The organism is Streptomyces sp. NPDC014889, assembly GCF_043081205.1.
Taxonomy (GTDB): Bacteria; Actinomycetota; Actinomycetes; order Streptomycetales; family Streptomycetaceae; genus Streptomyces.
Genome location: NZ_JBIBWH010000005.1, coordinates 437,970 through 462,301, shown reverse-complemented (window position 1 = coordinate 462,301; position 24,332 = coordinate 437,970). Strand labels below are relative to the sequence as shown.

Genomic DNA, 24,332 nt, shown 5'->3' with positions numbered 1-24,332 from the left:
GTCCGTGCCGTACTTCAACTCACTGTCACTGTCGGTGTCCCCGTGACGGTGCCGCCGCCGGAAGCGGCGTCGTCCTGCCCCATCCCCTCCGCGAGCTTCATGGCCTCCTCGATCAGGGTCTCCACGATCTGCGACTCCGGAACGGTCTTGATGACCTGCCCCTTGACGAAGATCTGCCCCTTGCCGTTGCCGGAGGCCACCCCGAGGTCGGCCTCACGGGCCTCGCCCGGACCGTTGACGACACAGCCCATCACCGCGACCCGCAGCGGCACCTCCAAACCGGTCAGACCGGCGGTGACCTCCTCCGCCAGCTTGTACACGTCCACCTGCGCACGACCGCACGACGGACACGACACGATCTCCAGACCGCGCTGACGCAGGTTCAGCGACTCCAGGATCTGGATGCCGACCTTCACCTCCTCGACCGGCGGCGCGGACAGCGAGACGCGGATGGTGTCACCGATGCCCCGGGAGAGCAGCGCGCCGAAGGCCACCGCCGACTTGATCGTGCCCTGGAACGCCGGACCGGCCTCCGTCACACCCAGGTGCAGCGGATAGTCACAGCTCTCCGCGAGCTGACGGTAGGCCTCGATCATCACGACCGGGTCGTTGTGCTTGACCGAGATCTTGATGTCCCGGAAGTCGTGCTCCTCGAACAGGGACGCCTCCCACAGCGCCGACTCCACCAGCGCCTCCGGAGTCGCCTTCCCGTACTTCTGCAGCAGCCGGCGGTCGAGCGACCCCGCGTTCACCCCGATCCGGATCGGCGTGCCGTGATCCTTCGCCGCCTTCGCGATCTCCCTGACCTTGTCGTCGAACTGCTTGATGTTGCCCGGATTCACCCGCACCGCCGCACAGCCCGCCTCGATCGCCGCGAAGACGTACTTCGGCTGGAAGTGGATGTCAGCGATCACCGGGATCTGCGACTTCCGCGCGATCGTCGCCAGCGCGTCCGCGTCGTCCTGCGTCGGACACGCCACCCGCACGATCTGGCAGCCCGACGCCGTCAGCTCCGCGATCTGCTGCAACGTCGCACCGACGTCCGACGTACGCGTCGTCGTCATCGACTGCACCGACACCGGGGCCCCGCCCCCGACCGCCACCGGCCCGACGTCGATCTGCCGCGACACGCGCCGCTCGGCGATCGGCCGGGCCGGTACCTCGGGGACGCCCAGAGGAATGACGGCCATGGCGTCAGTCCCGGTTTCCGGAGACCGTCTCGCGCATCGCGCGCAGGGACTCCTTCAGCGATCCCATGGTGGCCAGTACGGCGGTGGGCTCGTAGCCGCAGTGCGCCATGCAGTTGGCGCAGCGCGGATCCTTGCCCCGGCCGTACTTGTCCCAGTCGGTGTCCTCGATGAGTTCCCGGTACGTCGGCACGTACCCGTCACTCATCAGGTAGCAGGGGCGCTGCCAGCCGAACAGGGAGTAGTTCGGGATCGCCCACGCGGTGCACGGGAAGTCGACCTTGCCCTCGAGGAAGTCGAGGAACAGCGGGGAGTGGTTCAGCCGCCAGCGGCGCCTGTTGCCGCCCGCGAAGGCCTTCCTGAACAGCTCGCGGGTCTGCTCCACGCCCAGGAAGTGTTCCTGGTCGGGCGCCTTCTCGTAGGCGTAGGCGGGCGAGATCATCATCTCGTCGACCTTGAGGTCGTCGTTGAGGAAGTTGAGCACCTCGACGACGGTCTGCGGGGTGTCGGTGTTGAAGAAGGTGGAGTTGGTGGTCACCCGGAAGCCGCGCCGCTTGGCCTCCTTGATGGCCTCCACCGCCTCGTCGAACACGCCCTCCTTCGCCACCGACTCGTCGTGCCGCTCGCGCAGCCCGTCGATGTGCACCGCGAAGGCGAAGTAGGGGGACGGCTTGAACTTGTCCATCTTCTTGCGCATCAGCAGCGCATTGGTGCACAGGAAGACGTACTTCCGCTTGGCCACGAGCTGCCGGACGATCTCGTCGATCTGCGGGTGCATCAGGGGCTCGCCGCCCGCGATGGACACCATCGGCGCGCCGGACTCCAGTACCGCTCCCACCGCCTGGGCGACGGGCATGCGCTGCTTGAGCACTCCGGCCGGATGCTGGATCTTGCCGCAGCCCTCGCACTTGAGGTTGCAGGCGAAAAGCGGTTCGAGCTCGACGATCAGCGGGAACTTGTCCCGCTTGCGGACCTTCTGTTCGGCCAGGTATGTGGCGACTTTGATGGACTGGCGCAGCGGCATGGCCATCTGGCTCACCTCCGGGGGAGCAGCACATTACGGTGCCATTCGAAAAAAGTCGGCAGGACGGAACGAAGAACACGGAAGGCCGATATTCCACCGCGCACCGTACCGATCCGGACGAGTTCATGTTCTGGAGCGTCCACGACCACCCGCACGGCCGCAACAGGGCGCACGCCCGTACGCACGGCGCTCAGAAGCGTGGCCGCCGACTCCATGTCGACCGCGATCGCGCCGGTGGCGCGCAGGTCGGACCGCTCGGGTCCGCGCACGACGTGATCGGAGCCGGTGAGCGGCCCGGTGTGCACGGTGCGCCCGGGCAGGGTGCGGGTGAGTTCCTTGACGAGCAGTTCGGTGCCCACACAGGGGACGGTGCCGCGCGGGTCCCGGGTCTCCTCGGCGACGACGAGGTCGCCGGGGTGCATGCCCGGGGCGAGTCCCGCGCAGAAGCCGGTGGCGAGCACCGCGGCCCGGTCCAGCGGCGGGCCGGCGAGGACCCGGGTGACGGAGCGTTCCGCCGCCTTGGGCCCCATGCCCGTCCGCAGGACGGTGACCGGCCCGCCGGCTCCGCCGCGGTCGCCGGCGCGCAGGGCGAGACGCTCGATGCCGAGCGCGCAGGCGATCAGCAGCGGGGCCGGTCCGGGCTGTGTGCGCATCAGCTCCCCTTGGCCTCGGCGCCGGGCCGGTCGGCGAGGGAACCGGTGGTGGGGCGCCGGCCGGCGAGTGGCTCGCCGTGCACGTACCGGCCGAGCGCGGTGAGCGGGAAGACCTGCCGGTACAGGTGGTAGTTGATGGAGAAGTCCCAGGGGAAGCCGGTGCCGGTGAAGTACGGCTCGTCCCAGGAGCCGTCCTCCCGCTGGGTGGCCGCGAGCCACTCGACTCCGCGCTCGACGGCCTTGGAGTCCTTCTCCCCCGCGGCCAGCAGGGCCATCAGGGCCCAGGCGGTCTGCGAGGCGGTGGAGGCGCCCCTGCCTCTCCACTCCTCGGCGTCCTTGTAGGAGCGCAGGTCCTCGCCCCAGCCGCCGTCGTCGTTCTGCACGCTCTCCAGCCAGCTCACCGCGCGGCGGACGGCCGGATGGGAGCCGGGCAGGCCCGCGGCGGTCAGGGCGGGCACGACCGACCCGGTGCCGTAGAGGTAGTTGACGCCCCAGCGGCCGAACCACGAGCCGTCCGGCTCCTGTTCGGCCAGCAGCCATTCGATGCCGCGCCGGGTGCGCGCATCGTGGGTGAGGCCCTCGGCGGCGAGCATCTCCACGACGTGCGCGGTGACGTCCGCCGAGGGCGGGTCGATCACCTCGCCGAAGTCGCAGAACGGCAGCCGGTTGGGGAACGGGCTGGTGTTGTCGGCGTCGAAGGCTCCCCAGGCGCCGTCCTTCGACTGCATCCCGAGGTTCCAGCGCACCCCGCGCCCGATGGCCTTGTCCAGCCGCTCCGGGTCGTGGTGCCTGACCCGGCGCAGGGCCAGGACGACCTCGGCGGTGTCGTCGATGTCGGGGTAGTTGTCGTTGTGGAACTCGAACGCCCAGCCGCCCGGCGGCAGTCCGGGACGGCGCACCGCCCAGTCGCCGGGTCGGACGATCTGCTCGCCCAGCATCCAGTCGGCAGCCTTGACCAACTGGGGGTGGTCGGCGGGCAGTCCGGCGTCGGCGAGGGCGATGGTGGCCAGGCAGGTGTCCCACACCGGCGACTGACAGGCCTCGATCATGCGGGCGCCGTCCTCGCGCCACACCGCGTAGCGGTCCAGCGACTTCAGGCCCGCCCGCATCACCGGGTGTTCGAGGTCGTAGCCGAGCAGGTACAGGGCGATGACCGAGTACACGGCCGGGGGCTGGATGCCGCCCCAGCAGCCGTCGTTCTCCTGGCGCTCGATGATCCAGCGGGCGGCCGAGTTCATGGCGGCCTCGCGCACCCTGCGCACGGCGACGCCGCGGTAGCCGCGCACCACCATGTCGAGCCGCTGGAACAGTCCGTCCCAGGTGCGCGCCGGGGCGAGCGGCCGCGGCGGACGGGGGTTGCCGGGGTCGGTGTGCAGCTCGTCGAGCGGGAACGGGGCCGGACGCACCGGGCGCTTGGCCGAGACGACGGTCAGGGGCACGATCGTCTGCCGCGCCCAGCAGCCGAAGTTGTAGATGTTGAGCGGGAACCACTTGGGGAACCAGATCAGCTCGGGCGGCAGCTCCGGCAGGTCCTCCCACTTCCACCAGCCGAACAGAGCCAGCCAGATCCGGGTGAAGACACGGGAGGCGGCGATGCCGCCCTGCTCGCGGATCCAGGCGGAGGCCCGGGCCATGTGGGGGTCGTCCGGCGCGTCGCCGGCCAGCCGGAGGGCGACGTACGCCTCGATGGTGGTGGAGAGTTCGCCCGGGCCGCCGTAGAAGGTGGCCCAGGTGCCGTCCTCGCGCTGCTCTCCGCGGATGAACAGCGCGGCGGCCCGAGTGGTGTCCTCGTCCAGGATGCCCAGGAACTGGCGCAGCAGCAGGTCCTCGGCGTCCATGGTGACGTTCGTCTCGAGGTCGCCCTTCCACCAGCCCTCGGCGTCCTGCTGGGCGAGCAGGAAGTCGGTGGCCCGCCTGACGGCGGCCGCGGCGGCTTCTTGTACCCCGGCCGCCTCGGGGGTGCTGAGTACGGTTTCACTGGCCGCGGCAGCGCGGGTCGGCAGTGTCGCCCCGGTGCTTCCGTCGGTCGTCGCTGTCATGGCTTCCCCTTCGTGCAGTCGTGCAAGTCGTGCTGCTGTGGGTCCGCCGTCGGCCGGTGCCTGAAACCTCCTTGCGGCACCGGCCGGCGACTACGCGAGGCTGGTTCGACCGATAGTGATCATCTCTTTCGTACGACGACGAAGTCGGCGAGCGCCGTGAACGCGGCCCGTACCTGCTCGGGCATGTCGACGGCGTCGAGGGCTTCGATGGCGATGGTGTGCTGACGGCGCGCCTCCTCGGCCGTCCACTCCCGGCCGCCCGCCTCCTCGATGAGGGCGGCGCGGGCCGCGAACTCCTCCTCGGAGAAGTTCGCGAAGTCGCTGCTCTTGGCGTCGGCGGCGAGGATCTCGCCGAGCCGTTCGGAGGCCGGGCCGCCCGCCGCGAGCGCGGCGACGACCGGCAGGGACTTCTTGCGCTGGCGCAGATCGCTCCAGGTCTGCTTGCCGGTGGCGCCCGGGTCGCCCCAGATGCCGAGGAGGTCGTCTACGGCCTGGAAGGCCAGGCCGAGGTGGTACCCGTACGTCTCCAGGGTGTCGGCGGTGCGGTCGTCCGCGCCGCCGAGGACCGCGCCGACGGAGGAGGCGCAGGCGAGCAGGGCGCCGGTCTTGTTGCCCTCCATCTCCAGGCACTCGGCGACGCTGACCCGGTCGCGGTGCTCGTAGGAGATGTCCTGCGCCTGACCGTCGATCAGGGCGCGGGTGGCGCTGGTCAGGCGGCGGGCGGCGCGGCCGGCCTCGGCGGTGCCCGGCTCCAGCAGCACCTCGTTGGCCAGGGCGAACAGCGCGTCGCCGACCAGGATGGCCTGGGCGGGGCCGTGCACCTTCCAGACCGTGTCGCGGTGGCGGCGCTGTTCGTCGCCGTCCATCAGGTCGTCGTGCAGCAGGGAGAAGTTGTGGACCAGCTCCACGGCGACCGCGCCGGGCACACCGGCCTCGGGCGCGGCCCCGGCGACCTCGGCGGAGAGCACGGCCAGGGCCGGGCGCACGGCCTTGCCGCCGTCCCCGGCCGCCGGGTTGCCCTGGGCGTCGATCCAGCCGAAGTGGTAGGCGGCGACGGTGTCCATCGGGGGCGCCAGGCGGTCGACGGCCGCCCGCAGTACCGGCGTGGCCAGGGTCCGGCCGCGCTCCAACAGCGCGGTCACGTCCACCGCGGTCCTCCGAGCGGCCGGCGAGGCCGGGGGCACAGTGGGCACAGTCTCTCCTCTTGTTGCGGTGCCGGAGGTGCGGGGGCCCGCCGCGGGCTGCTGATCGAACGTCATGCCGCCGCCTCCTCGATGGCGAAGAGACGGCTCGGGCGGGGCCGGCCCAGGGCGCTCAGCGCGGCCTCGGCCGCCTTCACACCGCTGCGGACCGCACTCTCCATGGTCGCGGGCCACCCTGTGGCGGTCCACGCTCCGGCCAGGTACAGGCCGGGAACCTTGGTGCGGGCGCCGGGCCGCAGCCGTCCGACGCCGGGGGCCGGGGCGAACGTCGCCGTGCGCTCCCGGGTCACGAAGAAGTCCTTCACCTCGGCCCCGCGGGCGCGGGGCAGCAGCCGCGTCAGTTCGGGCAGATAGCGCTCGCGCAGTACGGCGACCGGCGCGTCGATCTCGTCCTGCGCCACCGACTGGGACACCGCGAGGTACTGACCCTGCTTCAGGCCGGCCGCCTCGGTGCGGTCGAAGACCCACTGCACCGGTGTGCCGATGGCCGCGAAGAAGGGCGCGTTCAGCACCGTGCGGTCGTAGACGACGTGGGCGTTGAGGATCGGCGAGGTGCCGATCCTGAGCAGCCGGTCCGGCGCGTCCAGGGCGCCGGGCGGCAGCAGGCCGTGGGCCTCGCGCTGCGGTACGGCGAGGACGACCGCGTCCGCGAGCAGGTTCTCGCCGGGAACCTGAACGTTCCAGCTCCCGTTTCCGTTGAGGGAGACGGAGGTGACGCGTGTCCGGACCTCGGTACGCACGCCCGCGGAGTCGAGCGCCCTGCGGGCCAGCCGGTCGTGCAGTTCGCCCAGCGGGACGCGGGCCCAGCCGATGTCGGCCGCTCCCGCGTCGGACAGCAGTCCGGTCTTGAACACCATCGCGGCGAGCCCCAGCGAGGCGTCGCCCGCGACCGCGTTGAGGGTGGCGACCCCGACCAGGTCCCACAGGGCCTCGACGGCGCGCGCCGACTGGCCGTGCTCGGCCAGCCAGCTGCCGAAGTCCTGTGAGTCCAGGGTCGGATCGGAGAGGTCCAGGCCCTTGAGCGCGAGCGCGGCGCGACCCACCCGGGCCCGCTCGGCGAGCGAGAGGTGCGGATAGGTGGCGAGGCTGCGCCCCAGGTGCAGGGGCACGGGCAGCGCGTCGCGCCGCAGCGTGCCGAGCCGCCGGCCCTCGGGTCTCGCCGCGTCGACGACGGGCACCTCGAGACGGTCCTGCAACGGGGCGAGCGCGGCGCCGCCGATCCGGTCCAGGAACCAGCGGTAGGCGGTGCAGCAGCGCAGGTACACGTGCTGCCCGTTGTCGATGGTGAGGTCGCCGCGCTGGAAGGAGAAGGCGAGCCCGCCCAGGCGGGGTCTGCCCTCGAGGAGGGTCACGCGCATGCCGGCGTCGGCGAGCGCGAGCGCGGAGGTGAGGCCGGCCAGACCGCCGCCGACCACGACGGCGTGCCGTCCCGCCGGTCCCGTGACGTCGTCGAGCGGTCCGTCCCGCCGTGTGCCGTCGGTCATCGTGCGCCCTCCCCTGTGCGTCCGCCGCGATGAGCGGGGGCCTCGCGGGCGACCGTTGCCGTCAGGGACGCCGCCCGGCACCCGGAGGTTGCCCGCCTCTTCTCGCCGGTGGCCCCACCGTGCGCTGACATCGCCATCAGGCGCGCCTCCTGACGGTCTGCCGGGACACGTACCGGGCGTCGAGGCCGGACAGGCCGCGCACGGCGACGTACGCCTTCTCGTGTCCGGGCAGCGAGACCCGGCCGCGCAGCACGGCCTCCGGGTCGCGCTCGATGCGGTCGAGCAGGCGGCGGTAGATGCCGGCCATGGCGGCGACGCAGGCGCCGCTGCGCCGGTCCAGCAGGGGCAGCAGCCGGTAGCCCTCGGCGAACAGCGCGCGGGCCCGCCGCACCTCGAAGTGCACCAGGCCCGCGAAGTCGGAGCCCTCCGGCGGCGTCGGCCCGTGGAACCCGGCCGAGCAGCCGAACTTGGCGAGGTCGTCGGCGGGCAGGTAGGTGCGGCCGCCCTCGGCGTCCTCGCGGACGTCTCTGAGGATGTTGGTGAGCTGCAGCGCGAGCCCCAGCGTGTCGGCGTACTCGGCGGCGCGTTCGGCGCCGCGCGCGCCCGGCTCGGTGCCGAACACGCCGAGGGAGAGCCGTCCGATGGCGCCGGCCACGCAGCGGCAGTAGACCTTCAGGTCCTCCCAGGTCTCGTAGCTCACGCCGCGGACGTCCATCAGGACGCCGTCGATGAGTTCGTCCAGGCCGCCGAGCGGGATCGGGAAGACCCGGGCGGCGTGGGCGAGCGCGACGGCCACGGGGTCGGTGTCGTCGTCCTCGACCGCGCCGTCGCGGACCCGGCCGAGCAGGGCCCGCGTGTCCTCCAGACGGGTGATCTTCACGTCGGCGGGCAGCGCTCCGTCGCCGATGTCGTCGACGCGCCGGGAGAACGCGTACAGCGCCGACATCGCCCGCCGCTTGGCCGTCGGCAGCAGTCTGATGCCGTAGGCGAAGTTGCGGGCCTGCTGCCCTGTGACCGCCTCGCAGTAGCTGTAGGCGGCGAGCACCGGCGCGGACACGTGTTCCGACTCCACGGCCCGGATCACCCCTCTCCTCGCAGAGTCAGGCCCACCTCGCGCAGCAACCGGGTCTTGCCGGGCTTGGGCGGGCCGGGAAGTACGTCGTATTCGGCGGCGGCGATCGCCCGGATCGCCGCCCTTCCCCCCGCCACGAACCCCGCGAGCAGCAGCTTCAACCTGCCGTGGACGCTACCCACCAGGGGGGCGCCTTCATTCAGCAGACCGCGGGCGCGTTCCGCTTCGTACGCGACCAAGGCGCGCACCGATGCGCCCGCGGTGGGCGCGGCGAGATCGGACTCCTGCACGTGGAAACGTTTCATGTCGGCGGCGGGCAGATAAATGCGGTCCCGTCCGAGGTCCTCCCGGACGTCCTGGAGGTGCTCGACGATCTGGAGGGCGGTGCAGACGGCGTCGGAGCGGCGGATCCGCTCGGGGGTCGAGGTGCCGGTGACGGCGAGGACGAGGCGGCCCACGGGGTTGGCCGACAGTTCGCAGTAGGCGAGGAGGTCCTCGTAGGTCTCGTACCGGGTGACGAGCTGGTCCTGACGGTTGGCGGCGATCAGGCCGAGGAACGGCTCGGGGGTCAGTGAGCGGCGGCGGACGGTGGGCTGGAGCCGGCGCAGCAGGGGATGGCGCGGGGCGCCGTCGAAGACCCGGCGCAGATCTTCCTCGAAGGCGTCGAGGAGGACCAGGCGGTCCTCGGCCTCGCCGGGCGACACGCCGAGCAGCCGGGCGTCCGCGCCGCCGGGGGCCAGGTCGCCGTCGCCGATGTCGTCGACGAGACGGGCGAAGCCGTAGACAGCCATCAGGTCGACACGCCACGCCCTGGGCAGGAAGAACGGTGCCACGGGGAAGTTCTCACCCGCGGCCTTGTCGAGAGTGGCGCGCTCGGGGTCGCGCGCCGTCGTTGTCCACGTCATCGTCCACTGCCCGGCACGGTGACGGCACCTGCTGCGTTGAGCTGGGGAGTTTCCGTAGCCATTGCCGTCACATCTCCCGTTCTACACTGCCGACCCAACACACACTATTTCGGACACGCCGCCCGGCCGTCCGCGCGGCGGCGTCGGCGGAGGGTGTCGCGCATTATCTCCCCACTTGCCGCTTTCCGGGACCGGTACAGCTTACGTTGTACAACGCAGCCAGCCGCGCGGGGGGTCTCCCGCACATCACAACAACACACCGATTGCTGTCAAGATTCCTCAGGACGGCGCGAGTTGACGCATCCTTTGCGGACGAGGGGCCCCGCCGGACGCGTTCCGGCGGGGCCCTGACGCCTGCGGGCTACTTGCCCGTGAACTTCTCGTACTCCTTGAGCACCTCTTCGGTAGGGCCGTCCATGCGCAGTTCCCCGCGCTCCAGCCACAGCACCCGGTCGCAGGTGTCACGGATCGACTTGTTGTTGTGGCTGACCAGGAAGACGGTGCCGGCCTCCTTGCGCAGCTCCCGGATGCGCGCCTCGGACCGCTTCTGGAACTTGCGGTCGCCGGTGGCCAGTGCCTCGTCGATCATGAGGACGTCGTGGTCCTTGGCGGCGGCGATGGAGAAGCGCAGCCGGGCGGCCATGCCGGAGGAGTACGTGCGCATCGGGAGCGTGATGAAGTCGCCCTTCTCGTTGATGCCGGAGAAGTCGACGATCCCCTGGTAGCGCTCCCTGATCTCCTCGCGCGACATCCCCATGGCGAGCCCGCCCAGGATGACGTTGCGTTCGCCTGTGAGGTCGTTCATCAGCGCCGCGTTCACGCCGAGCAGCGAGGGCTGGCCGTCGGTGTAGACCCGACCCCTCTCGGCGGGCAGCAGGCCGGCGATGGCACGCAGCAGCGTGGACTTGCCGGAGCCGTTGGAGCCGATCAGACCGATCGCCTCGCCGCGGTGGGCGACGAAGGAGACGCCCCTGACGGCGTGCACCTTGCGCACGCCCCGCGCCTCGTCGTCGGAGCCCCGCTTGAGGATGCGGCTGAGTGCGGCGGTGGCGCTGCCCCTGCCGGTCCTGGCGCCGTTGACGCGGTAGACGATGTGCAGTTCGTCCGCGATCACGGTGGGCACCTGCGGCCCGTTGTCACGCATGTCCTGAGAGTGGTCCTGGTCAGCCACGGCCGTACCTCTCCTCCGCCTGCCAGAAGTACACGAAGCCGCCGACGAAGGCGAGCACGGCCCAGCCGATGGCGCCGGCCCACACGTGCGGCGGCAGGTGCGAGGAGCCGTAGCCGTCGATCAGCGCGAAGCGGATCAGGTCCATGTAGATGGCGGCGGGGTTGACCTGCATCAGCCGGATGAGCCACTCGGGCTTCCCCGCGAGCATGCCGCTGAGGGAGAACATCACGCCCGACGCGTACATCCAGGTCCGCGTGACGAACGGCATGAGCTGGGCAAGGTCGGGGGTCTTGGCACCCAGCCGGGCCATGATCAGCGCAAGGCCGGTGTTGAACAGGACCTGCAGCGCCAGCGCCGGCACGATCAGCAGCCAGGACAGGCCCGGGTAGCTGCCGAAGGCCATGGCCACGAGGAACAGCACGATCATCGAGTACAGCAACTGCTGGAGCTGCTGGAGCGCGAACGAGATCGGCAGGGAGGCGCGCGGGAAGTGCAGCGCGCGCACCAGCCCAAGGTTGCCGGAGATGGCGCGCACGCCGGCCATGACCGAGGTCTGGGTGAAGGTGAACACGAACACCCCGGTCACCAGGAACGGGATGTACGTGTGCCGGTCGAGTCCCCGGGTGGCGTGGATGAGGACGCCGAAGATGAAGTAGTAGACGGCGGCGTTCAGCAGCGGTGTCGCCACCTGCCAGAGCTGGCCGAGCTTGGCCTGGCTGTACTGGGCGGTCAGCTTCGCCCGGGAGAAGGCCAGGATGAAGTGGCGCCGACCCCAGAGCTGCCGGACGTAATCCCTCAGCGAGGGCCGGGCGCCGCTGACGGACAGCCCGTACTTGTCGGCAAGCTGGGCCGCGGTGAGGCCCTCGTCGGGCGACGGAGCCGCGCCGAGGGCGACGCCGCCGTCATGCGTTGTCTCACTCACAAGTGGAAACTTTCGTCTTCGAGATGCGCTGCCAGTGCGGATGTACGGGCCTGGCTGAAGCAGCGGCCGGGCGGGCCGGTGCTCCCAGGGAAAGAGCTTGGTAAGAGCTTCTCAGATGACCGGTGGCCGGCCCAGCCGGGTGAGTCGCCACACCGTACGCCACTTCATGGGCCGTCGCGGCCCGCAGGAGGTGGTCCAGCCCTCCCGGAAACCGCCGAACCACGCCTTCAGGGCCGGACGCGAGGGGCGGCGGGCGAGGGTGAGCAGCAGCCACACCCCCAGATAGACCGGGACGAGCGGCACGGGCAGGTTGCGGCGGGCCAGCCACACCCGGTTGCGGGCGACCATGCGGTGGTACACCGCGTGCCGCGACGGCGCGGTCGTCGGGTGGTACAGCACCATGTCGGACCGGTAGTCGATCATCCAGCCCGCGTCGAGGGCCCGCCATGCCAGGTCGGTTTCCTCGTGGGCGTAGAAGAACTCGTCCGGCAGGCCGCCGACTTCCGCGAAGACGCGGGTGCGTACGGCGTTGGCGCCACCGAGGAAGGTGGTCACCCGGGAGGAGCGCATCGGGTCGGCGGCACGCAGCCGCGGGACGTGGCGCCGCTGGGTGACGCCGGTGTCGGGGTCGGCGATGCGGAAGCTGACGATGCCGAGCCGGTCGTCGGCGGCGAAGGCCTGCCGGCACAGCTCGGCGGTGTCGTTCCGGGCGAGCAGGCCGTCGTCGTCGAGGAAGAGCAGGATGTCGACGTCCCGGCCGGCCGGGCCGAAGGCCTCGATGCCGACGTTGCGGCCGCCGGGGATGCCGAGGTTCTCCTCCAGCTCGATGGTCCGGACGCCCTCGGGGAGGTCCGGGACGGGCGAGCCGTTGCCCACGACGACCACCTCGACACGGTCGCCGTCCTGCTTGGCGACCGAGTCGAGCAGGGCCCGCAGTTCCTCGGGCCGGTTGCCCATGGTGATGACGACGGCGCCGACCTTGAGCGGAGTGTTCACAGAGGTCACGCCGCTCACCTCAGCCTGCTGGAGACGAGGACGGACACCAGGTGCAGCAGGGTCTGCAGCAGCGCGATACCGGCGAGCACGGCCGTGCCGAGCCGGGTGAAGAACAGGTCGCCCCTGACCGTGTCGGCGATCGCGAGGACCAGGATCAGCAGGGACGCCTCGATCCCGAGGATCAGCCGGTGGAACTTGAGCGCCGCCGCGGCCCGGCGGGCCAGCGCCATGCCGGAGGAACGGGGCTCGGCGGCGCTCTCCTTTACCGGCGGCAGCCCGGCCTGGTGGCGGGCCACGCCGACGAGGTCGGTCTCGGCCTTGATCAGGATCGCGCCGAGGGCGGCCAGGGTGCCCAGGAAGGCCCACAGCCAGTCGATCCGCCCGGACCCCCACAGGTCGGCGGCGCGCAGCCCGAGCCCGACCAGGACGGCGGCGTCGGTGAGATAGGCCCCGACCCGGTCCAGGTAGACCCCGCCCAGCGAGAACTGCTGCTTCCAGCGGGCGATCTCGCCGTCGACGCAGTCCAGCAGCAAGTACAGCTGGACCATCAGCACACCGAGCACGGCGCCCGCGATCCCCGGCACCAGCAGGGCCGGGGCCGCGAGGACGCCGAAGACGGTCATCAGGTACGTGAGCTGGTTGGGCGTGACCCTGGTGCCCACCAGGTAGCGGTCCACCCGCAGGGACACCTCACGCATGTAGAGGCGTCCCGCCCAGTGCTCTCCGCTGCGCCGGTCCTTCACCCCTGCCGGATGGACGACCGGTCTCAGTTCAGCTACCGATGGCCTTGACATAGTCGGCGTAGATGTCCTTGATCTGGTCGGTCTTGAGGTCGAGGTGTTCGAGGATCGTGTAGCGGCCGGGCCGGGTCTCCGGGGCGAACTCGACGACCCGGACGAACTCGTCCACCGTGAAGCCGATGTCCTTCGGCAGTACCGGCAGTCCGTGCCGACGCAGCACCTCGGCCATGTCGGCGGACTCCTCGTGGGCCCCGCGCAGGTACATCGCGAAGGCCGCGCCCAGCCCGCACTGCTCACCGTGGCTCGCGGCCCGCTTCGGGAACAGCAGGTCGAAGCCGTGGTTGATCTCGTGGCAGGCGCCGGAGGCGGGCCGCGAGTCGCCGGAGATCGACATGGCGACCCCGGTGAGCACCAGGGCCTCGGCAAGGACCTGGAGGAAGTCGTTGTCGCCGATGCCGCCCGGATGCCGCAGCACTGCCTCGCCCGCCTGGCGGGCCATGGCCGCGGCCAGGCCGTCGATCTTCTCACCGGTGACACGGTGGGACAGTTCCCAGTCCGCGACGGCGGAGATGTTGGAGACGGCGTCGCCGATGCCGGAGCGCACGAAGCGCGGCGGGGCGTCGCGGATCACGTCCAGGTCGATGAGGACGGCGATCGGGTTCGGCACACCGTACGAGCCGCGGCCCGCGTCGTTGTCCAGGGTGGCGACCGGGGAGCACAGGCCGTCGTGCGAGAGGTTCGTGGGCACGGCGACCAGGGGCAGCCCGACGCGCGCGGCGGCGAACTTGGCACAGTCGATGATCTTGCCGCCGCCCAGGCCCACGACCGCGTCGTAGCGGCCGGCCTTCATCTCGCCGGCCAGCCGGACGGCGTCGTCGAGGGTGCCGCCGCCGACCTCGTACCAGGTGGCGCCGGGCAGCGAGGGGGCGATCCGCTCACGCAGCCGGGCGCCGGAGCCGTTGCTGACGGCGACGGCGAGCCTGCCGGAGTGCGAGATGCGCTCGTCCGCGAGCACACTCGCCAGGTCGTCGAGGGCTCCGCGGCGGATCTCCACCACGACCGGCGACGGGATGAGCCGGCTCAGTACAGGCACGCGATCCCCCGGCCCTTGGCGAGGTCGTCGTGGTTGTCGATCTCGACCCACTTGACGTCGCCGATCGGCTCCACGTCGATCCTGAAGCCGCGGTTGACGAGCTCCTGGTAGCCGTCCTCGTAGTAGAGCTGCGGGTCCCGCTCGAAGGTGGCCTTCAGCGCGTCCGCCAGCTCGGGGGCGGCGTCGCCCTCGATCAGGGTGACGCCGATGTACTCGCCGGTGGCCTCGGCCGGGTCCATGAGCTTGGTGATCCTGCGCACGCCCTGCTCGGGGTCGGCGACGACCTTCATCTCCTCGTCGGCCAGCGACTTCACCGTGTCCAGGGCGAGGATGATCCTCTTGCCGTCGCCGCGGGCGGCGAGCAGGGCCTTCTCGACGGAGACCGGGTGCACGGTGTCGCCGTTGGCGAGGATCACGCCGTCCTTGAGCGCGTCACGTCCGCACCACAGGGAGTAGGCGTTGTTCCACTCCTCGGCCTTGTCGTTGTCGATCAGGGTGAGCTTCAGGCCGTACGTCTTCTCCAGGGCCGCCTTGCGCTCGTACACGGCCTCCTTGCGGTAGCCGACGATGATCGCGGCCTCGGTCAGGCCGACCTCGGCGAAGTTGGCGAGGGTGAGGTCAAGGACCGTGGGGCCGTCCTCCGCGCCGTCGGGCCCCACCGGCACCAGCGCCTTGGGCAGGGTGTCGGTGTAGGGGCGCAGACGCCGTCCGGCGCCGGCCGCCAGCACGAGGCCGATCATGCGGGTTCTCCTTCGTCGTGTACGGCGGGCGTACCCCCCAGATGAGAGGCCACCCAGAAGCGGATGCTCTCGACGAGCACCAGCAGGGCGACGGCCACGGCGAGAACCGTGAGCGCGACCTTGAACTGCGCGGCGGTGAGCAGCGCGGCGAGCAGGGTGAGGAGCAGCGTCCGCCCCTCCTGCCCCCCGAGTGCGCGCACCAGCCAGGCCGGCGGCGCGCCGGCGTTGCCGCGGATGCGGTACACCTTGTCGTAGTGATGGTAGGCGACGGCCGCCACCAGGCCGAAAGCTGCGGGAAGTGCTCCGTTCACGTCCGCTCTGGCCGCCAGCACCAGCACGGTGCCGTACTCGGCGGCGCGGAACAGCGGGGGGACGAGCCAGTCGAGGGGGCCCTTCAACGGCTGGGAGAGGGCCAGTCCCGAGAAGACGACGTAGAAGCAGGCGCCCACGAAAGGCATCCAGCGGTCGCCGTCGTACAGGCTCCCGGCAAGGAAGGCTGCGCCGACCAGGGCGCGCAGGAGCGGGTAGTCGAGGTACCAGCGCGCGTTGGGATCACGCAGTCCGGCGACGAAGCCCGCGATCGGGCCGTTGTCCGCGAGGTCCGCCAGGGCCTGCCCCGCCCTGTCGGTGCGCCGTGCCTTGCGCGTCACGGACCGCAGGACGCGGCCCGCCGTCGTGTACGACGCCGCCAGGGCGCAGCCGACGAGCAGGACGTAGAACGTGATCCTGGGGGTCGTGACCGCCGTCAGGACCGCGATCATCGCCCAGCGCTCACCGATCGGCAGGACGATTATCCGGCGCAGCCAGACCGTCCAGCCGACGCTGTCGAGCTTGTCGGAGAGGGCGGCGGTGGGGCTGGTGTTGGCGGTCGCGTCGTGATTCGCCTCGTTGAACGAGAAGTCGACCACGTGCCGGCAGGTCTGGAGGACCATGGCGGCCAGGGCCAAGGCCCAGACGTCGTCGCCGCCGCGGGCGGCGCCCAGCGCGAGGCCGGCGTAGTAGGCGTACTCCTTGGCCCGGTCGAAGGTGGCGTCGAGCCAGGCTCCGAGGGTGGAGTACTGGAGCGAGTAGCGGGCCAGCTGGCCGTCGGCGCAGTCCAGCACGAACGACGCGATCAGCAGCACGCCGGCCGCGACGAAGCCGGCGCGGGTGCCGGTGGCGGCGCAGCTCGCGGCTATGAGCGCGGTGAGCAGGGAGGCCGTGGTGACCTGGTTCGGGGTCAGGCCGCGGCGGGCGCACCAGCGGGCGACGTAGCGCGAGTACGGGCTGATGAAGAAGGTGGTGAAGAAGCCGTCGCGGGCCTTGACGGCCGACTTCAGGCGGACGGCCTCGTCGTCGACGGCGGCGACGGACTGGCGTGCCTCGTTGCGGGTCTGGGGATCCTGGGGCACGGCGGCGACGAGACTGCCGAGCACCGGGCGGTGCACGTCGGAGCCGTCGGCGTCCAGGGCGGCGGAGATCCGGTCGGCGAGGCCGGCGACCGCGACGGCGGTGTGGCCGCCGACCGAGTTCTCGCGGGCCATCGCGCGGATCAGCGCCTGACGGCCGGCCGGGCGTGCGGTCACCGCGCCGGGGACGGCGGCGAGCGGGAAGCGGGGGTCGGTCAGGCCCAGGCGCAGCGCGTGCAGGTGACCGACGAAGCGGGCGTCGACGATGGCGACCCGCTGGTCACCGGGCACCTGGGCGAGCAGCGTCTCGGCGTCGGTGCCGTCGGAGGCGACCCGCACGTCGAATCCGAGGGACCGCAGATCGCCCTCGAGCGACGATCCGGGGACCGGCTGACCGGTCAGGATGGCGGTCGACAACCGAACTCACTCCCTGGGTGCCGACGCGTCCGCGCCGGTCATGTGCATATGGGTCTGCCGCCTGCCTGTGGCGCCCGGGCGGCATGTCGGCAGAGGCTATCGGATGGCGGGAAGCCCTCGTTCACCGCCCGTTCACCGGCCCGACGGACCCGGTCCGGCGGCAGCCTGCACCGCGATCATCATGGGTGATCCGGCCGCCGGGCCACAAACTCCGCACCAGAGCGGGCATTCGTCACATCCGGCCCCGCGCCACGGGGAGGAGACCGCCTCGGGCCTCGCCCGCCGGGCCCGCCGTCCCGCCGCCACCGCCGTGCGCCGCGGCGCCGTCGCGTACCCTGACCTGCGATGCGTTTGCGCAGTTCAGGGCACATGACAACGGTGTTCAGTGCCGCGTTGCCCCATACCCCCCGCCCGTAGTTGACTGTGATCCCGGACGCAATACGGAAAGGGCGGTCATCCCATGGGGGCCGGTCACGACCACGGGCACGCGCACGGCGCGGGAGCGGGCGGCACGGCCGGCGCAGCGCACCGCGGCACGCTGCGCATCGCGCTGTCGATCACACTCACCGTGATGGTGGTGGAGATCGTCGGCGGCCTGCTCGCGGACTCGCTGGCGCTGATCGCGGACGCCGCCCACATGGCCACCGACGCCCTCGGCCTCGGCATGGCGCTGCTGGCCATCCACTTCGCCAACCGCCCGCCGAGCGGGAACCGCACCTTCGGCTACGCCCGTGCGGAGATCCTCGCCGCGCTCGCCAACTGCCTGCTGCTGCTCGGCGTCGGCAGCTATGTGCTCTACGAGGCGGTCCAGCGGTTCCTCACCCCGGCCCCCACCCACGGCGCTCTGATGCTCGTGTTCGGCGCGATCGGCCTGGTGGCGAACTCGGTCTCCCTGATGCTGCTGATGCGCGGCCAGAAGGAGAGCCTGAACGTGCGCGGCGCCTTCCTGGAGGTGGCCGCGGACGCGCTCGGCTCGGTGGCCGTCATGGTCTCGGCGGCGGTGATCCTTCTCACCGGCTGGCAGGCCGCCGACCCCGTCGCCTCCCTCGCCATCGGCCTGCTGATCGTGCCGCGCACCTTCCGGCTGCTGCGCGAGACCCTCGACGTGCTGCTGGAGGCGGCCCCGAAGAACGTCGACATGGACGAGGTGCGGGCGCACATCTTGGCGCTCGAGGGCGTGGCGGACGTACACGACCTGCACGCCTGGACGATCACCTCGGGTCTGCCGGTGCTCTCCGCGCACGTGGTCGTCCGTTCCGACGCGCTCAGCGCCATCGGCCACGAGAAGCTGCTGCACGAGCTCCAGGGCTGCCTCGGGGACCACTTCGACGTGGAGCACTGCACCTTCCAGCTCGAACCGAGCGGGCACGCGGAGCACGAGGCCCGCCTGTGCCACTGACGGCGCCCTCCCCGCGGCCTTGACCGACAGGGTGCCCGGCGCGCACGGCGCTCGCGCCGGTCCGCGCGGGCCGGTGTGCGCCCGTGTCCTCGCCGCGGGGGTGCCCGGACGGTTCCGGGTGTACCCGGCCGGGCACGATCACCTACGGTGCCCGGCGGCTGCCGAGCCGCCGACCGCGGCGCCCGCAGGACATGCGGATGCCGGGAAGTGCCGGGAGTGCCGGTTTCGTACGGCAGACTTGGGACTCGAGGACCGAAGTGAAGGATGGGTATGCCGACCACACCTGCCACCGCGAAGCACAGCTCGTCGAACGGTGCCGCGGACGCGATCTTGCTGGAACTGGTCGACGAGGACGGCGTGACGGTCGGCACCGCCGAGAAGCTGTCCGCCCACCAGCCACCGGGACGGCTGCACCGCGCCTTCTCCGTGTTCCTGTTCGACAACCGCGGCCGGCTGCTGCTGCAGCAGCGGGCCCTGGGCAAGTACCACTCCCCCGGTGTGTGGTCCAACAGCTGCTGCGGCCACCCCTACCCCGGTGAGGCGCCCATGGCGGCGGCGGCCCGGCGCACGTACGAGGAGCTGGGGATCTCCCCGTCGCTGCTGGCCGAGGCGGGCACGGTCCGCTACCACCACCCGGACCCGGACTCGGGCCTGGTGGAACAGGAGTACAACCACCTCTTCGTCGGCCTGGTGCAGTCCCCGCTGCGGTCGGATCCGGACGAGATCGCCGCCACGGCGTTCGTGACGCCCACCGAGCTGGCGGAGCGGCAGAAGGAGGACACCTTCTCCGTCTGGTTCCCGACCGTGCTGGACGCGGCCCGCCCCGCAATCAGGGAACTGACGGGTCCCGCCGGCTGGTGAGGTCCACGGACAGCCCCGCGGGCGCTGTCAGACCCGGTGCCCGGGTTTGAGCGGCAGGGCGGCCCAGATCACCTTGCCGCCGCTCGCGGTGTGCTCGACGTCGCAGACCCCGCCGGCCTCCCGCGCGATCTCGCGGACCAGGAGCAGCCCGCGCCCGCCGGTGCGCCCGTGGTCGGCCTCCAGGGCGGTCGGGCGGTAGGGGTGGTTGTCCTCCACGGACACCCGCACCCACTCCGCGCCGACCGCGACCTCCACGGCGAGCATCGGCGAGAGCAGCGCCGCGTGCCGCACGGCGTTCGTGACCAGCTCGGACACGATCAGCAGCAGCCCGTGGACCAGGTCGTCCGAGACCGGGACGCCCTGGCGCAGCAGCAGATCCCGGACCGCGTGCCGGGCCTGCGGGACGGAGGCGTCGACGGCGGGCGCGGTGAACCGCCAGACTCCCTCGTACGGCAGCGGATCCAGCGGTACGCCGTGGAGAGGTGCCCCTGCGCCGCCTTCTGGGCGTGAGCCGTACCCGCGCCCGTGGTTGTCCATCGTCCGGTCGCCACCCTCGCGCTCGATTGTCACCACACGTCGAGTGTTGGTAACGCACCGCGCTCAGCCCAAGGACTGAACACAAGTCAGCGTGTTTCAAGCGCCTTGTGACCGTTGGCGTACGAATCTGCCCCGGACGGGACTGTTCCTGTCCCGTCCGCGCCGACATCGCGAACTCTTCGGGTTGTACGGTCCATGGGCCCACGCGCTCGGCCCCCCGGGACGGGTCGCCAGTGGGGTCACGCGGTCCGGTCGGAGACCATGCCGACGATGCGGCGGCCGCCGAAGCCGGTCGCGATCAGGCCGAGGCCGTCGAAGAGCAGGGCGAGGGAGAAGAACGCGCCGATGACGTACTGACTGCTGCTCGGCCAGGAGCCCAGCACCAGGATGCCCAGCAGCAGGTAGAAGGCGCCCAGCAGGAGCGTCCAGCCGAACTGGGGGCCGCGCACCACGACGCTGCCGACCACCCGGAACAGGCCCCCGGTGAGGAACAGCAGCGCGGCGAACATGGTGAGCGCGGCGGCGGTCGCGTGCGGGTGTCCGATGACCACCACGCCCGCCGCGATGTTCAGGGCGGCCACGATGACGCCGAGCCAGAAGAAGCTCGAACCGCGCGCCTGGACCGCGTGCAGCAGCCCGACGACACCGCCGATCAGCAGCAGCCAGCCGAACAGGAGCATGGAGGTCAGCGTGACGGCGGCCGTGTAGACGAGTCCGACGAGACCGGCGACCACCAGGAGCACCCCGAGTCCGGCGAGCCAGGCGAAGCCTCGGCGCATCCTCGCCGTCTCACTGCGGGGCTTGGTGAACCTGGCCATCGGCGCCTCCTCACAGCCGCGCGAGCCCTCGTTTCCACCTTTTGTTCCGTTTGCCGCTGTGTCGTACCTGTCCCCCGACCCTTCTTGATCAAACGCTCGGACGGGCGGATAGCATCCGGCGCATGGAGCCGCAGTTGCTGCACGACGTCACCGGCGCGGTGGCCACCGTCGTGGTCCACCACCCGGCCAAGCGCAACGCGATGACCGCCGCGATGTGGCGCGCGCTGCCGCCGCTCCTGGACGGCCTCGCGGCCGATCCGGGCGTGCGGGCGCTGGTGCTGACGGGATCGGGCGAGACGTTCTGCGCCGGCGCCGACATCTCCACACTGCGCGGCTCGCCGCGGAAGGCGCAGCGGCTCGCGGGGGAGGCCGAGGAGGCGCTCGCCGCGTTCCCCAAGCCGACACTGGCGGCGGTGCGCGGGCACTGCGTGGGCGGCGGCGCCCAGCTCGCGGCGGCCTGCGACCTGCGGTTCGCCGAGGCAGGGGCGGTGTTCGGGGTGACGCCGGCCAAGCTGGGCATCGTCTACCCCGCCTCCGCCACCCGCCGGCTGGTCTCCCTGGTGGGCCCGGCGACCGCCAAGTACCTGCTTTTCTCGGGCGAGTTGATCGACGCGGAGCGCGCGCTGCGCACCGGCCTGGTCGACGAGGTGCTGTCCGAGGGCGAACTCGACAAGCGCGTCGCGGAGTTCACCGGGATCCTCGCCGCACGCTCGCAGCTGACGCAGGCCGCGGCGAAGGAGTTCGCGGACGGCCGCACGGACCGCGACGCCCACTGGACCGAGCAGGCGGGCGCGAGCGGCGACACCGCGGAGGGCGTCGCCGCGTTCCTGGAGCGCCGGGCCCCCCGGTTCACCTGGAGCCCCCGGTAGGCAATGACGGGTGTCCCACCTTTCCCGCCATGCCGCGTCCGGTCCCCGACGGGACGCGGGGCGACGGGAATCCGCCTCGCCGGGCGCCGCCCTGCGGCCCGGTTGTCGGCGGGGCCTGCCACAATTGCGGCGCACACCGGAGTGGAGAAGGCGGTACGGGATCGTGACGACACCCCTCACAGCGTCCATCGAGGGCAGGATCGCCGAGGAGCTCGGCGTACGGGAGCGGCAGGTCAAGGCCGCCGTGGAACTGCTGGACGGCGGTTCGACGGTGCCCTTCATCGCCCGCTACCGCAAGGAAGCGACCGAGATGCTCGACGACGCGCAACTGCGCACCGTCGAGGAGCGGCTGCGCTATCTGCGGGAACTGGAGGAGCGGCGGACGGCGATCCTGGAGTCGGTGCGCGAGCAGGGCAAGCTCACCGAGGAACTGGAGGCGCGGATCCGCGGCGCCGAGACCAAGGCGCGGCTGGAGGACGTCTACCTGCCGTACAAGCCGAAGCGGCGGACCAAGGCGCAGATCGCCCGGGAGGCAGGCCTGGAGCCGCTGGCCGAGGGGCTGCTCGGCGATCCGTCCGTGGAGCCGCTCGCGGCGGCGGCCGCCTTCGTCGACGCGGACAAGGGCGTCGCCGATCCGCAGGCGGCCCTGGACGGCGCGCGGGCGATCCTCACCGAGCGGTTCTCGGAGGACGCCGACCTGATCGGCGAGCTGCGCGAGCGCATGTGGGTGCGCGGGCGGCTGGCCGCCAAGGTCCGGGAGGGCAAGGAGGAGGCGGGCGCCAAGTTCGCCGACTACTTCGACTTCGCCGAGCCGTTCACCGAGCTGCCCTCGCACCGCATCCTGGCGATGCTGCGCGGGGAGAAGGAAGAGGTCCTGGACCTCGTCCTGGAGCCGGAGGAGCAGACGGACGGCCCGTCCTCGTACGAGGGGATCGTGGCCTACCGGTTCGGGATCGCCGACCGCGGCCGGGCCGCCGACAAGTGGCTCCAGGACACGGTCCGCTGGGCCTGGCGCACCCGGATCCTCGTCCACCTGGGCATCGACCTGCGGCTGCGGCTGCGTACGGCCGCGGAGGACGAGGCGGTGAACGTGTTCGCGGCCAACCTGCGCGACCTGCTGCTCGCCGCGCCGGCCGGCACCCGCTCGACCCTCGGTCTCGACCCCGGGTTCCGTACGGGCGTGAAGGTCGCCGTGGTCGACGCGACCGGCAAGGTCGTCGCCACCGACGTCGTCCACCCGCACGTCCCGGCCAACCGGTGGGACGAGGCCGTCGCCAAGCTGGCCCGGCTGGCCAAGGAGCACGCGGTCGAGCTGATCGCGATCGGCAACGGCACCGCGTCCCGGGAGACCGACAAGCTGGCCGCCGACGTCATCGCCGGGCACCCGGAGCTGAAGCTCACCAAGGTGATGGTGTCGGAGGCGGGCGCGTCGGTGTACTCGGCGTCGGCGTACGCCTCGCGGGAGCTGCCCGACATGGACGTCTCCCTGCGCGGCGCGGTCTCCATCGCCCGCCGGCTCCAGGACCCGCTGGCCGAACTGGTCAAGATCGACCCCAAGTCGATCGGTGTCGGCCAGTACCAGCACGACCTGTCCGAGGTGAAGCTGTCCCGCTCGCTGGACGCGGTGGTCGAGGACTGTGTGAACGGCGTCGGCGTGGACGTGAACACCGCGTCCGTGCCGCTGCTCGCGCGGGTCTCCGGCGTGACCTCGTCGCTCGCGGAGAACATCGTGGCGCACCGGGACGCCAACGGGCCGTTCACCTCCCGGGCGCAGTTGAAGAACGTCTCGCGGCTGGGTCCGAAGGCCTACGAGCAGTGCGCGGGCTTCCTGCGGATCCGCGGCGGCGACGACCCGCTGGACGCCTCCAGCGTGCACCCCGAGTCCTACCCCGTGGTCCGCCGGATGGTGAAGACCACGGGCCAGGAGGTGGCCTCGCTCGTCGGCAACACCGGGGTGCTGCGCTCGCTCAGGGCGGCCGACTTCGTGGACGACACGTTCGGTCTGCCGACGGTGACCGACATCCTGCGGGAGCTGGAGAAGCCGGGGCGCGACCCGCGGCCCGCGTTCAGGACGGCCACCTTCAAGGAGGGCGTCGAGAAGATCTCCGACCTGTCGTCCGGGATGGTCCTGGAGGGCGTGGTGACGAACGTGGCGGCCTTCGGCGCGTTCGTCGACGTCGGCGTCCATCAGGACGGTCTGGTGCACGTCTCGGCGATGTCGAAGCAGTTCGTGAAGGATCCGCGCGATGTCGTCAAGCCCGGTGACATCGTCAAGGTGAAGGTGCTGGACGTCGACATCCCGCGCAAGCGGATCTCGCTGACGCTGCGTCTGGACGACGAGGCGGCGGCGCAGGACCGCCAGGGTCAGGGCGACGGCGGCGACCGGCGCCGACGCGGAGGGCGCCCGCCGCAGCAGCGCCAGGGCCGTGGCGGCGGTGGAGGCGGCGGTTCCCGCCAGGCACCCCCGCCCGCCAACAGCGCCATGGCGGACGCCCTCCGCCGCGCGGGCCTCCTCGACCGGAAGTGACGCGCGCCGCCGACGGCACGGCCCGGACCCGCCTTCGGGCGGCTCCGGGCCGGATCACGTCAACTCGGCCGGCGGCTGAGGTCGGTTGACCGCTCCGAGCCAGGCGGGACTATCGCGGCGGGTGCTGCCCCGGGGGGAGTTCGGAGTGCGGGCGTGGGTTCGCGCCCGGGGGCGGCGGGCCCGGGGTGAAGGCGGCGCTGGGGTGCCCCGTTCGCATCACGTCCTCGAGCTGCCTGTGTATGGCCGTGGCCGCGTCGCGCACGCTCGCGGGCACGTCGCCTCGCTCGG

The 24,332-nt window shown here is 71.7% G+C and carries 22 protein-coding genes; 4 read left to right on the top strand and 18 right to left on the bottom strand.

Annotated elements, in window-relative coordinates:
• Positions 1–14: 14 nt before the first annotated feature.
• The 16 genes from ispG to ACF09J_RS12575 all read right to left on the bottom strand — a co-directional run bounded on the left by ispG (position 15) and on the right by ACF09J_RS12575 (position 17,033).
• Entirely contained in the window at positions 15–1,190 is a 1,176-nt protein-coding gene (gene ispG, locus ACF09J_RS12650; protein ID WP_392305388.1) for a flavodoxin-dependent (E)-4-hydroxy-3-methylbut-2-enyl-diphosphate synthase, read from the bottom strand.
• A gap of 4 nt (positions 1,191–1,194) precedes the next feature.
• The gene (gene hpnH / locus ACF09J_RS12645; RefSeq protein ID WP_392305387.1) at positions 1,195–2,217 is read right to left on the bottom strand and encodes an adenosyl-hopene transferase HpnH; all 1,023 of its coding nucleotides are present in this window, start codon (positions 2,215–2,217) and stop codon (positions 1,195–1,197) included.
• A gap of 5 nt (positions 2,218–2,222) precedes the next feature.
• Entirely contained in the window at positions 2,223–2,864 is a 642-nt protein-coding gene (locus tag ACF09J_RS12640) for a 1-hydroxy-2-methyl-2-butenyl 4-diphosphate reductase (RefSeq protein WP_392305386.1), read from the bottom strand.
• Positions 2,864–4,903, bottom strand: a complete 2,040-nt coding sequence (gene shc, locus ACF09J_RS12635) for a squalene--hopene cyclase (RefSeq protein ID WP_392305385.1) — start codon at positions 4,901–4,903, stop codon at positions 2,864–2,866. The genes ACF09J_RS12640 and shc overlap by 1 nt, the downstream gene beginning before the upstream one ends.
• A gap of 119 nt (positions 4,904–5,022) precedes the next feature.
• On the bottom strand, positions 5,023–6,162 hold the full coding sequence (locus ACF09J_RS12630; protein ID WP_392305384.1) for a polyprenyl synthetase family protein: 1,140 nt from the start codon (positions 6,160–6,162) through the stop codon (positions 5,023–5,025).
• Positions 6,159–7,589: a hydroxysqualene dehydroxylase HpnE gene (hpnE, locus tag ACF09J_RS12625; RefSeq protein ID WP_392305383.1), complete on the bottom strand. Its 1,431-nt coding sequence runs from the start codon at positions 7,587–7,589 to the stop codon at positions 6,159–6,161. Before hpnE ends, ACF09J_RS12630 begins: the two co-directional genes overlap by 4 nt.
• On the bottom strand, positions 7,586–7,720 hold the full coding sequence (locus ACF09J_RS12620; protein WP_392305430.1) for a DUF6380 family protein: 135 nt from the start codon (positions 7,718–7,720) through the stop codon (positions 7,586–7,588). Before ACF09J_RS12620 ends, hpnE begins: the two co-directional genes overlap by 4 nt.
• A 5-nt stretch (positions 7,721–7,725) precedes the next feature.
• On the bottom strand, positions 7,726–8,673 hold the full coding sequence (hpnD, locus tag ACF09J_RS12615) for a presqualene diphosphate synthase HpnD (RefSeq protein ID WP_392305382.1): 948 nt from the start codon (positions 8,671–8,673) through the stop codon (positions 7,726–7,728).
• A complete protein-coding gene (gene hpnC / locus ACF09J_RS12610; protein WP_392305381.1) occupies positions 8,670–9,566 on the bottom strand; it encodes a squalene synthase HpnC in 897 nt (298 codons plus the stop codon). Before hpnC ends, hpnD begins: the two co-directional genes overlap by 4 nt.
• 361 nt (positions 9,567–9,927) lie before the next feature.
• Complete coding sequence (locus tag ACF09J_RS12605) at positions 9,928–10,710, bottom strand: ABC transporter ATP-binding protein (protein ID WP_392305380.1); 783 nt, start codon at positions 10,708–10,710, stop codon at positions 9,928–9,930.
• Between the two features lie 19 nt (positions 10,711–10,729).
• Positions 10,730–11,659, bottom strand: coding sequence for an ABC transporter permease (locus ACF09J_RS12600; protein ID WP_392305379.1), 930 nt, complete (start codon positions 11,657–11,659; stop codon positions 10,730–10,732).
• A gap of 111 nt (positions 11,660–11,770) precedes the next feature.
• A complete protein-coding gene (locus ACF09J_RS12595; protein ID WP_392305429.1) occupies positions 11,771–12,655 on the bottom strand; it encodes a glycosyltransferase family 2 protein in 885 nt (294 codons plus the stop codon).
• 14 nt (positions 12,656–12,669) lie between these two features.
• Positions 12,670–13,449 (bottom strand): CDP-alcohol phosphatidyltransferase family protein, encoded by a 780-nt coding sequence (locus tag ACF09J_RS12590; RefSeq protein ID WP_392305378.1) that lies wholly within the window; start codon positions 13,447–13,449, stop codon positions 12,670–12,672.
• Complete coding sequence (locus ACF09J_RS12585) at positions 13,427–14,488, bottom strand: iron-containing alcohol dehydrogenase family protein (RefSeq protein WP_392305377.1); 1,062 nt, start codon at positions 14,486–14,488, stop codon at positions 13,427–13,429. The genes ACF09J_RS12590 and ACF09J_RS12585 overlap by 23 nt, the downstream gene beginning before the upstream one ends.
• Positions 14,476–15,228, bottom strand: coding sequence for a sugar phosphate nucleotidyltransferase (locus ACF09J_RS12580; protein ID WP_392305376.1), 753 nt, complete (start codon positions 15,226–15,228; stop codon positions 14,476–14,478). Before ACF09J_RS12580 ends, ACF09J_RS12585 begins: the two co-directional genes overlap by 13 nt.
• Positions 15,225–17,033, bottom strand: coding sequence for a DUF5941 domain-containing protein (locus tag ACF09J_RS12575; RefSeq protein ID WP_392305375.1), 1,809 nt, complete (start codon positions 17,031–17,033; stop codon positions 15,225–15,227). Before ACF09J_RS12575 ends, ACF09J_RS12580 begins: the two co-directional genes overlap by 4 nt.
• Positions 17,034–17,493: 460 nt before the next feature.
• Between ACF09J_RS12575 and ACF09J_RS12570 the strand changes: the two genes are divergently transcribed.
• On the top strand, positions 17,494–18,432 hold the full coding sequence (locus ACF09J_RS12570) for a cation diffusion facilitator family transporter (RefSeq protein WP_392305374.1): 939 nt from the start codon (positions 17,494–17,496) through the stop codon (positions 18,430–18,432).
• A gap of 270 nt (positions 18,433–18,702) precedes the next feature.
• Positions 18,703–19,293, top strand: a complete 591-nt coding sequence (gene idi, locus ACF09J_RS12565; RefSeq protein ID WP_392305373.1) for an isopentenyl-diphosphate Delta-isomerase — start codon at positions 18,703–18,705, stop codon at positions 19,291–19,293.
• 27 nt (positions 19,294–19,320) lie between these two features.
• Here the strand turns inward: idi and ACF09J_RS12560 are convergent, their stop codons facing one another.
• Together ACF09J_RS12560 and ACF09J_RS12555 are read right to left on the bottom strand one after the other, a co-directional pair.
• Entirely contained in the window at positions 19,321–19,830 is a 510-nt protein-coding gene (locus tag ACF09J_RS12560) for an ATP-binding protein (RefSeq protein ID WP_392305428.1), read from the bottom strand.
• Positions 19,831–20,069: 239 nt separating this feature from the next.
• A complete protein-coding gene (locus tag ACF09J_RS12555; RefSeq protein WP_392305372.1) occupies positions 20,070–20,648 on the bottom strand; it encodes an HdeD family acid-resistance protein in 579 nt (192 codons plus the stop codon).
• 122 nt (positions 20,649–20,770) lie between these two features.
• Here ACF09J_RS12555 and ACF09J_RS12550 point away from each other — a divergent pair, with 122 nt between their 5' ends.
• Positions 20,771–21,517, top strand: coding sequence for an enoyl-CoA hydratase/isomerase family protein (locus ACF09J_RS12550; protein WP_392305371.1), 747 nt, complete (start codon positions 20,771–20,773; stop codon positions 21,515–21,517).
• Positions 21,518–21,680: 163 nt separating this feature from the next.
• Entirely contained in the window at positions 21,681–24,044 is a 2,364-nt protein-coding gene (locus ACF09J_RS12545; protein WP_392305370.1) for a Tex family protein, read from the top strand.
• Positions 24,045–24,332 lie beyond the last annotated feature (288 nt).

Excerpts from the sequence above, each read along its gene's own strand:
- shc (WP_392305385.1), bottom strand. The coding sequence starts at position 4,903 with ATGACAGCGACGACCGACGGAAGCACCGGGGCGACACTGCCGACCCGC.
- ACF09J_RS12630 (WP_392305384.1), bottom strand. The coding sequence starts at position 6,162 with ATGACGTTCGATCAGCAGCCCGCGGCGGGCCCCCGCACCTCCGGCACC.
- ACF09J_RS12550 (WP_392305371.1), top strand. The coding sequence starts at position 20,771 with ATGGAGCCGCAGTTGCTGCACGACGTCACCGGCGCGGTGGCCACCGTC.
- ACF09J_RS12640 (WP_392305386.1), bottom strand. The coding sequence starts at position 2,864 with ATGCGCACACAGCCCGGACCGGCCCCGCTGCTGATCGCCTGCGCGCTC.
- hpnH (WP_392305387.1), bottom strand. The coding sequence starts at position 2,217 with ATGGCCATGCCGCTGCGCCAGTCCATCAAAGTCGCCACATACCTGGCC.
- ACF09J_RS12605 (WP_392305380.1), bottom strand. The coding sequence starts at position 10,710 with ATGCGTGACAACGGGCCGCAGGTGCCCACCGTGATCGCGGACGAACTG.
- idi (WP_392305373.1), top strand. The coding sequence starts at position 18,703 with ATGCCGACCACACCTGCCACCGCGAAGCACAGCTCGTCGAACGGTGCC.
- ACF09J_RS12590 (WP_392305378.1), bottom strand. The coding sequence starts at position 13,449 with ATGTCAAGGCCATCGGTAGCTGAACTGAGACCGGTCGTCCATCCGGCA.
- hpnC (WP_392305381.1), bottom strand. The coding sequence starts at position 9,566 with ATGACGTGGACAACGACGGCGCGCGACCCCGAGCGCGCCACTCTCGAC.
- ACF09J_RS12555 (WP_392305372.1), bottom strand. The coding sequence starts at position 20,648 with ATGGCCAGGTTCACCAAGCCCCGCAGTGAGACGGCGAGGATGCGCCGA.
- hpnE (WP_392305383.1), bottom strand. The coding sequence starts at position 7,589 with ATGACCGACGGCACACGGCGGGACGGACCGCTCGACGACGTCACGGGA.
- ispG (WP_392305388.1), bottom strand. The coding sequence starts at position 1,190 with ATGGCCGTCATTCCTCTGGGCGTCCCCGAGGTACCGGCCCGGCCGATC.
- ACF09J_RS12560 (WP_392305428.1), bottom strand. The coding sequence starts at position 19,830 with ATGGACAACCACGGGCGCGGGTACGGCTCACGCCCAGAAGGCGGCGCA.
- ACF09J_RS12620 (WP_392305430.1), bottom strand. The coding sequence starts at position 7,720 with ATGTCAGCGCACGGTGGGGCCACCGGCGAGAAGAGGCGGGCAACCTCC.
- ACF09J_RS12570 (WP_392305374.1), top strand. The coding sequence starts at position 17,494 with ATGGGGGCCGGTCACGACCACGGGCACGCGCACGGCGCGGGAGCGGGC.
- ACF09J_RS12580 (WP_392305376.1), bottom strand. The coding sequence starts at position 15,228 with ATGATCGGCCTCGTGCTGGCGGCCGGCGCCGGACGGCGTCTGCGCCCC.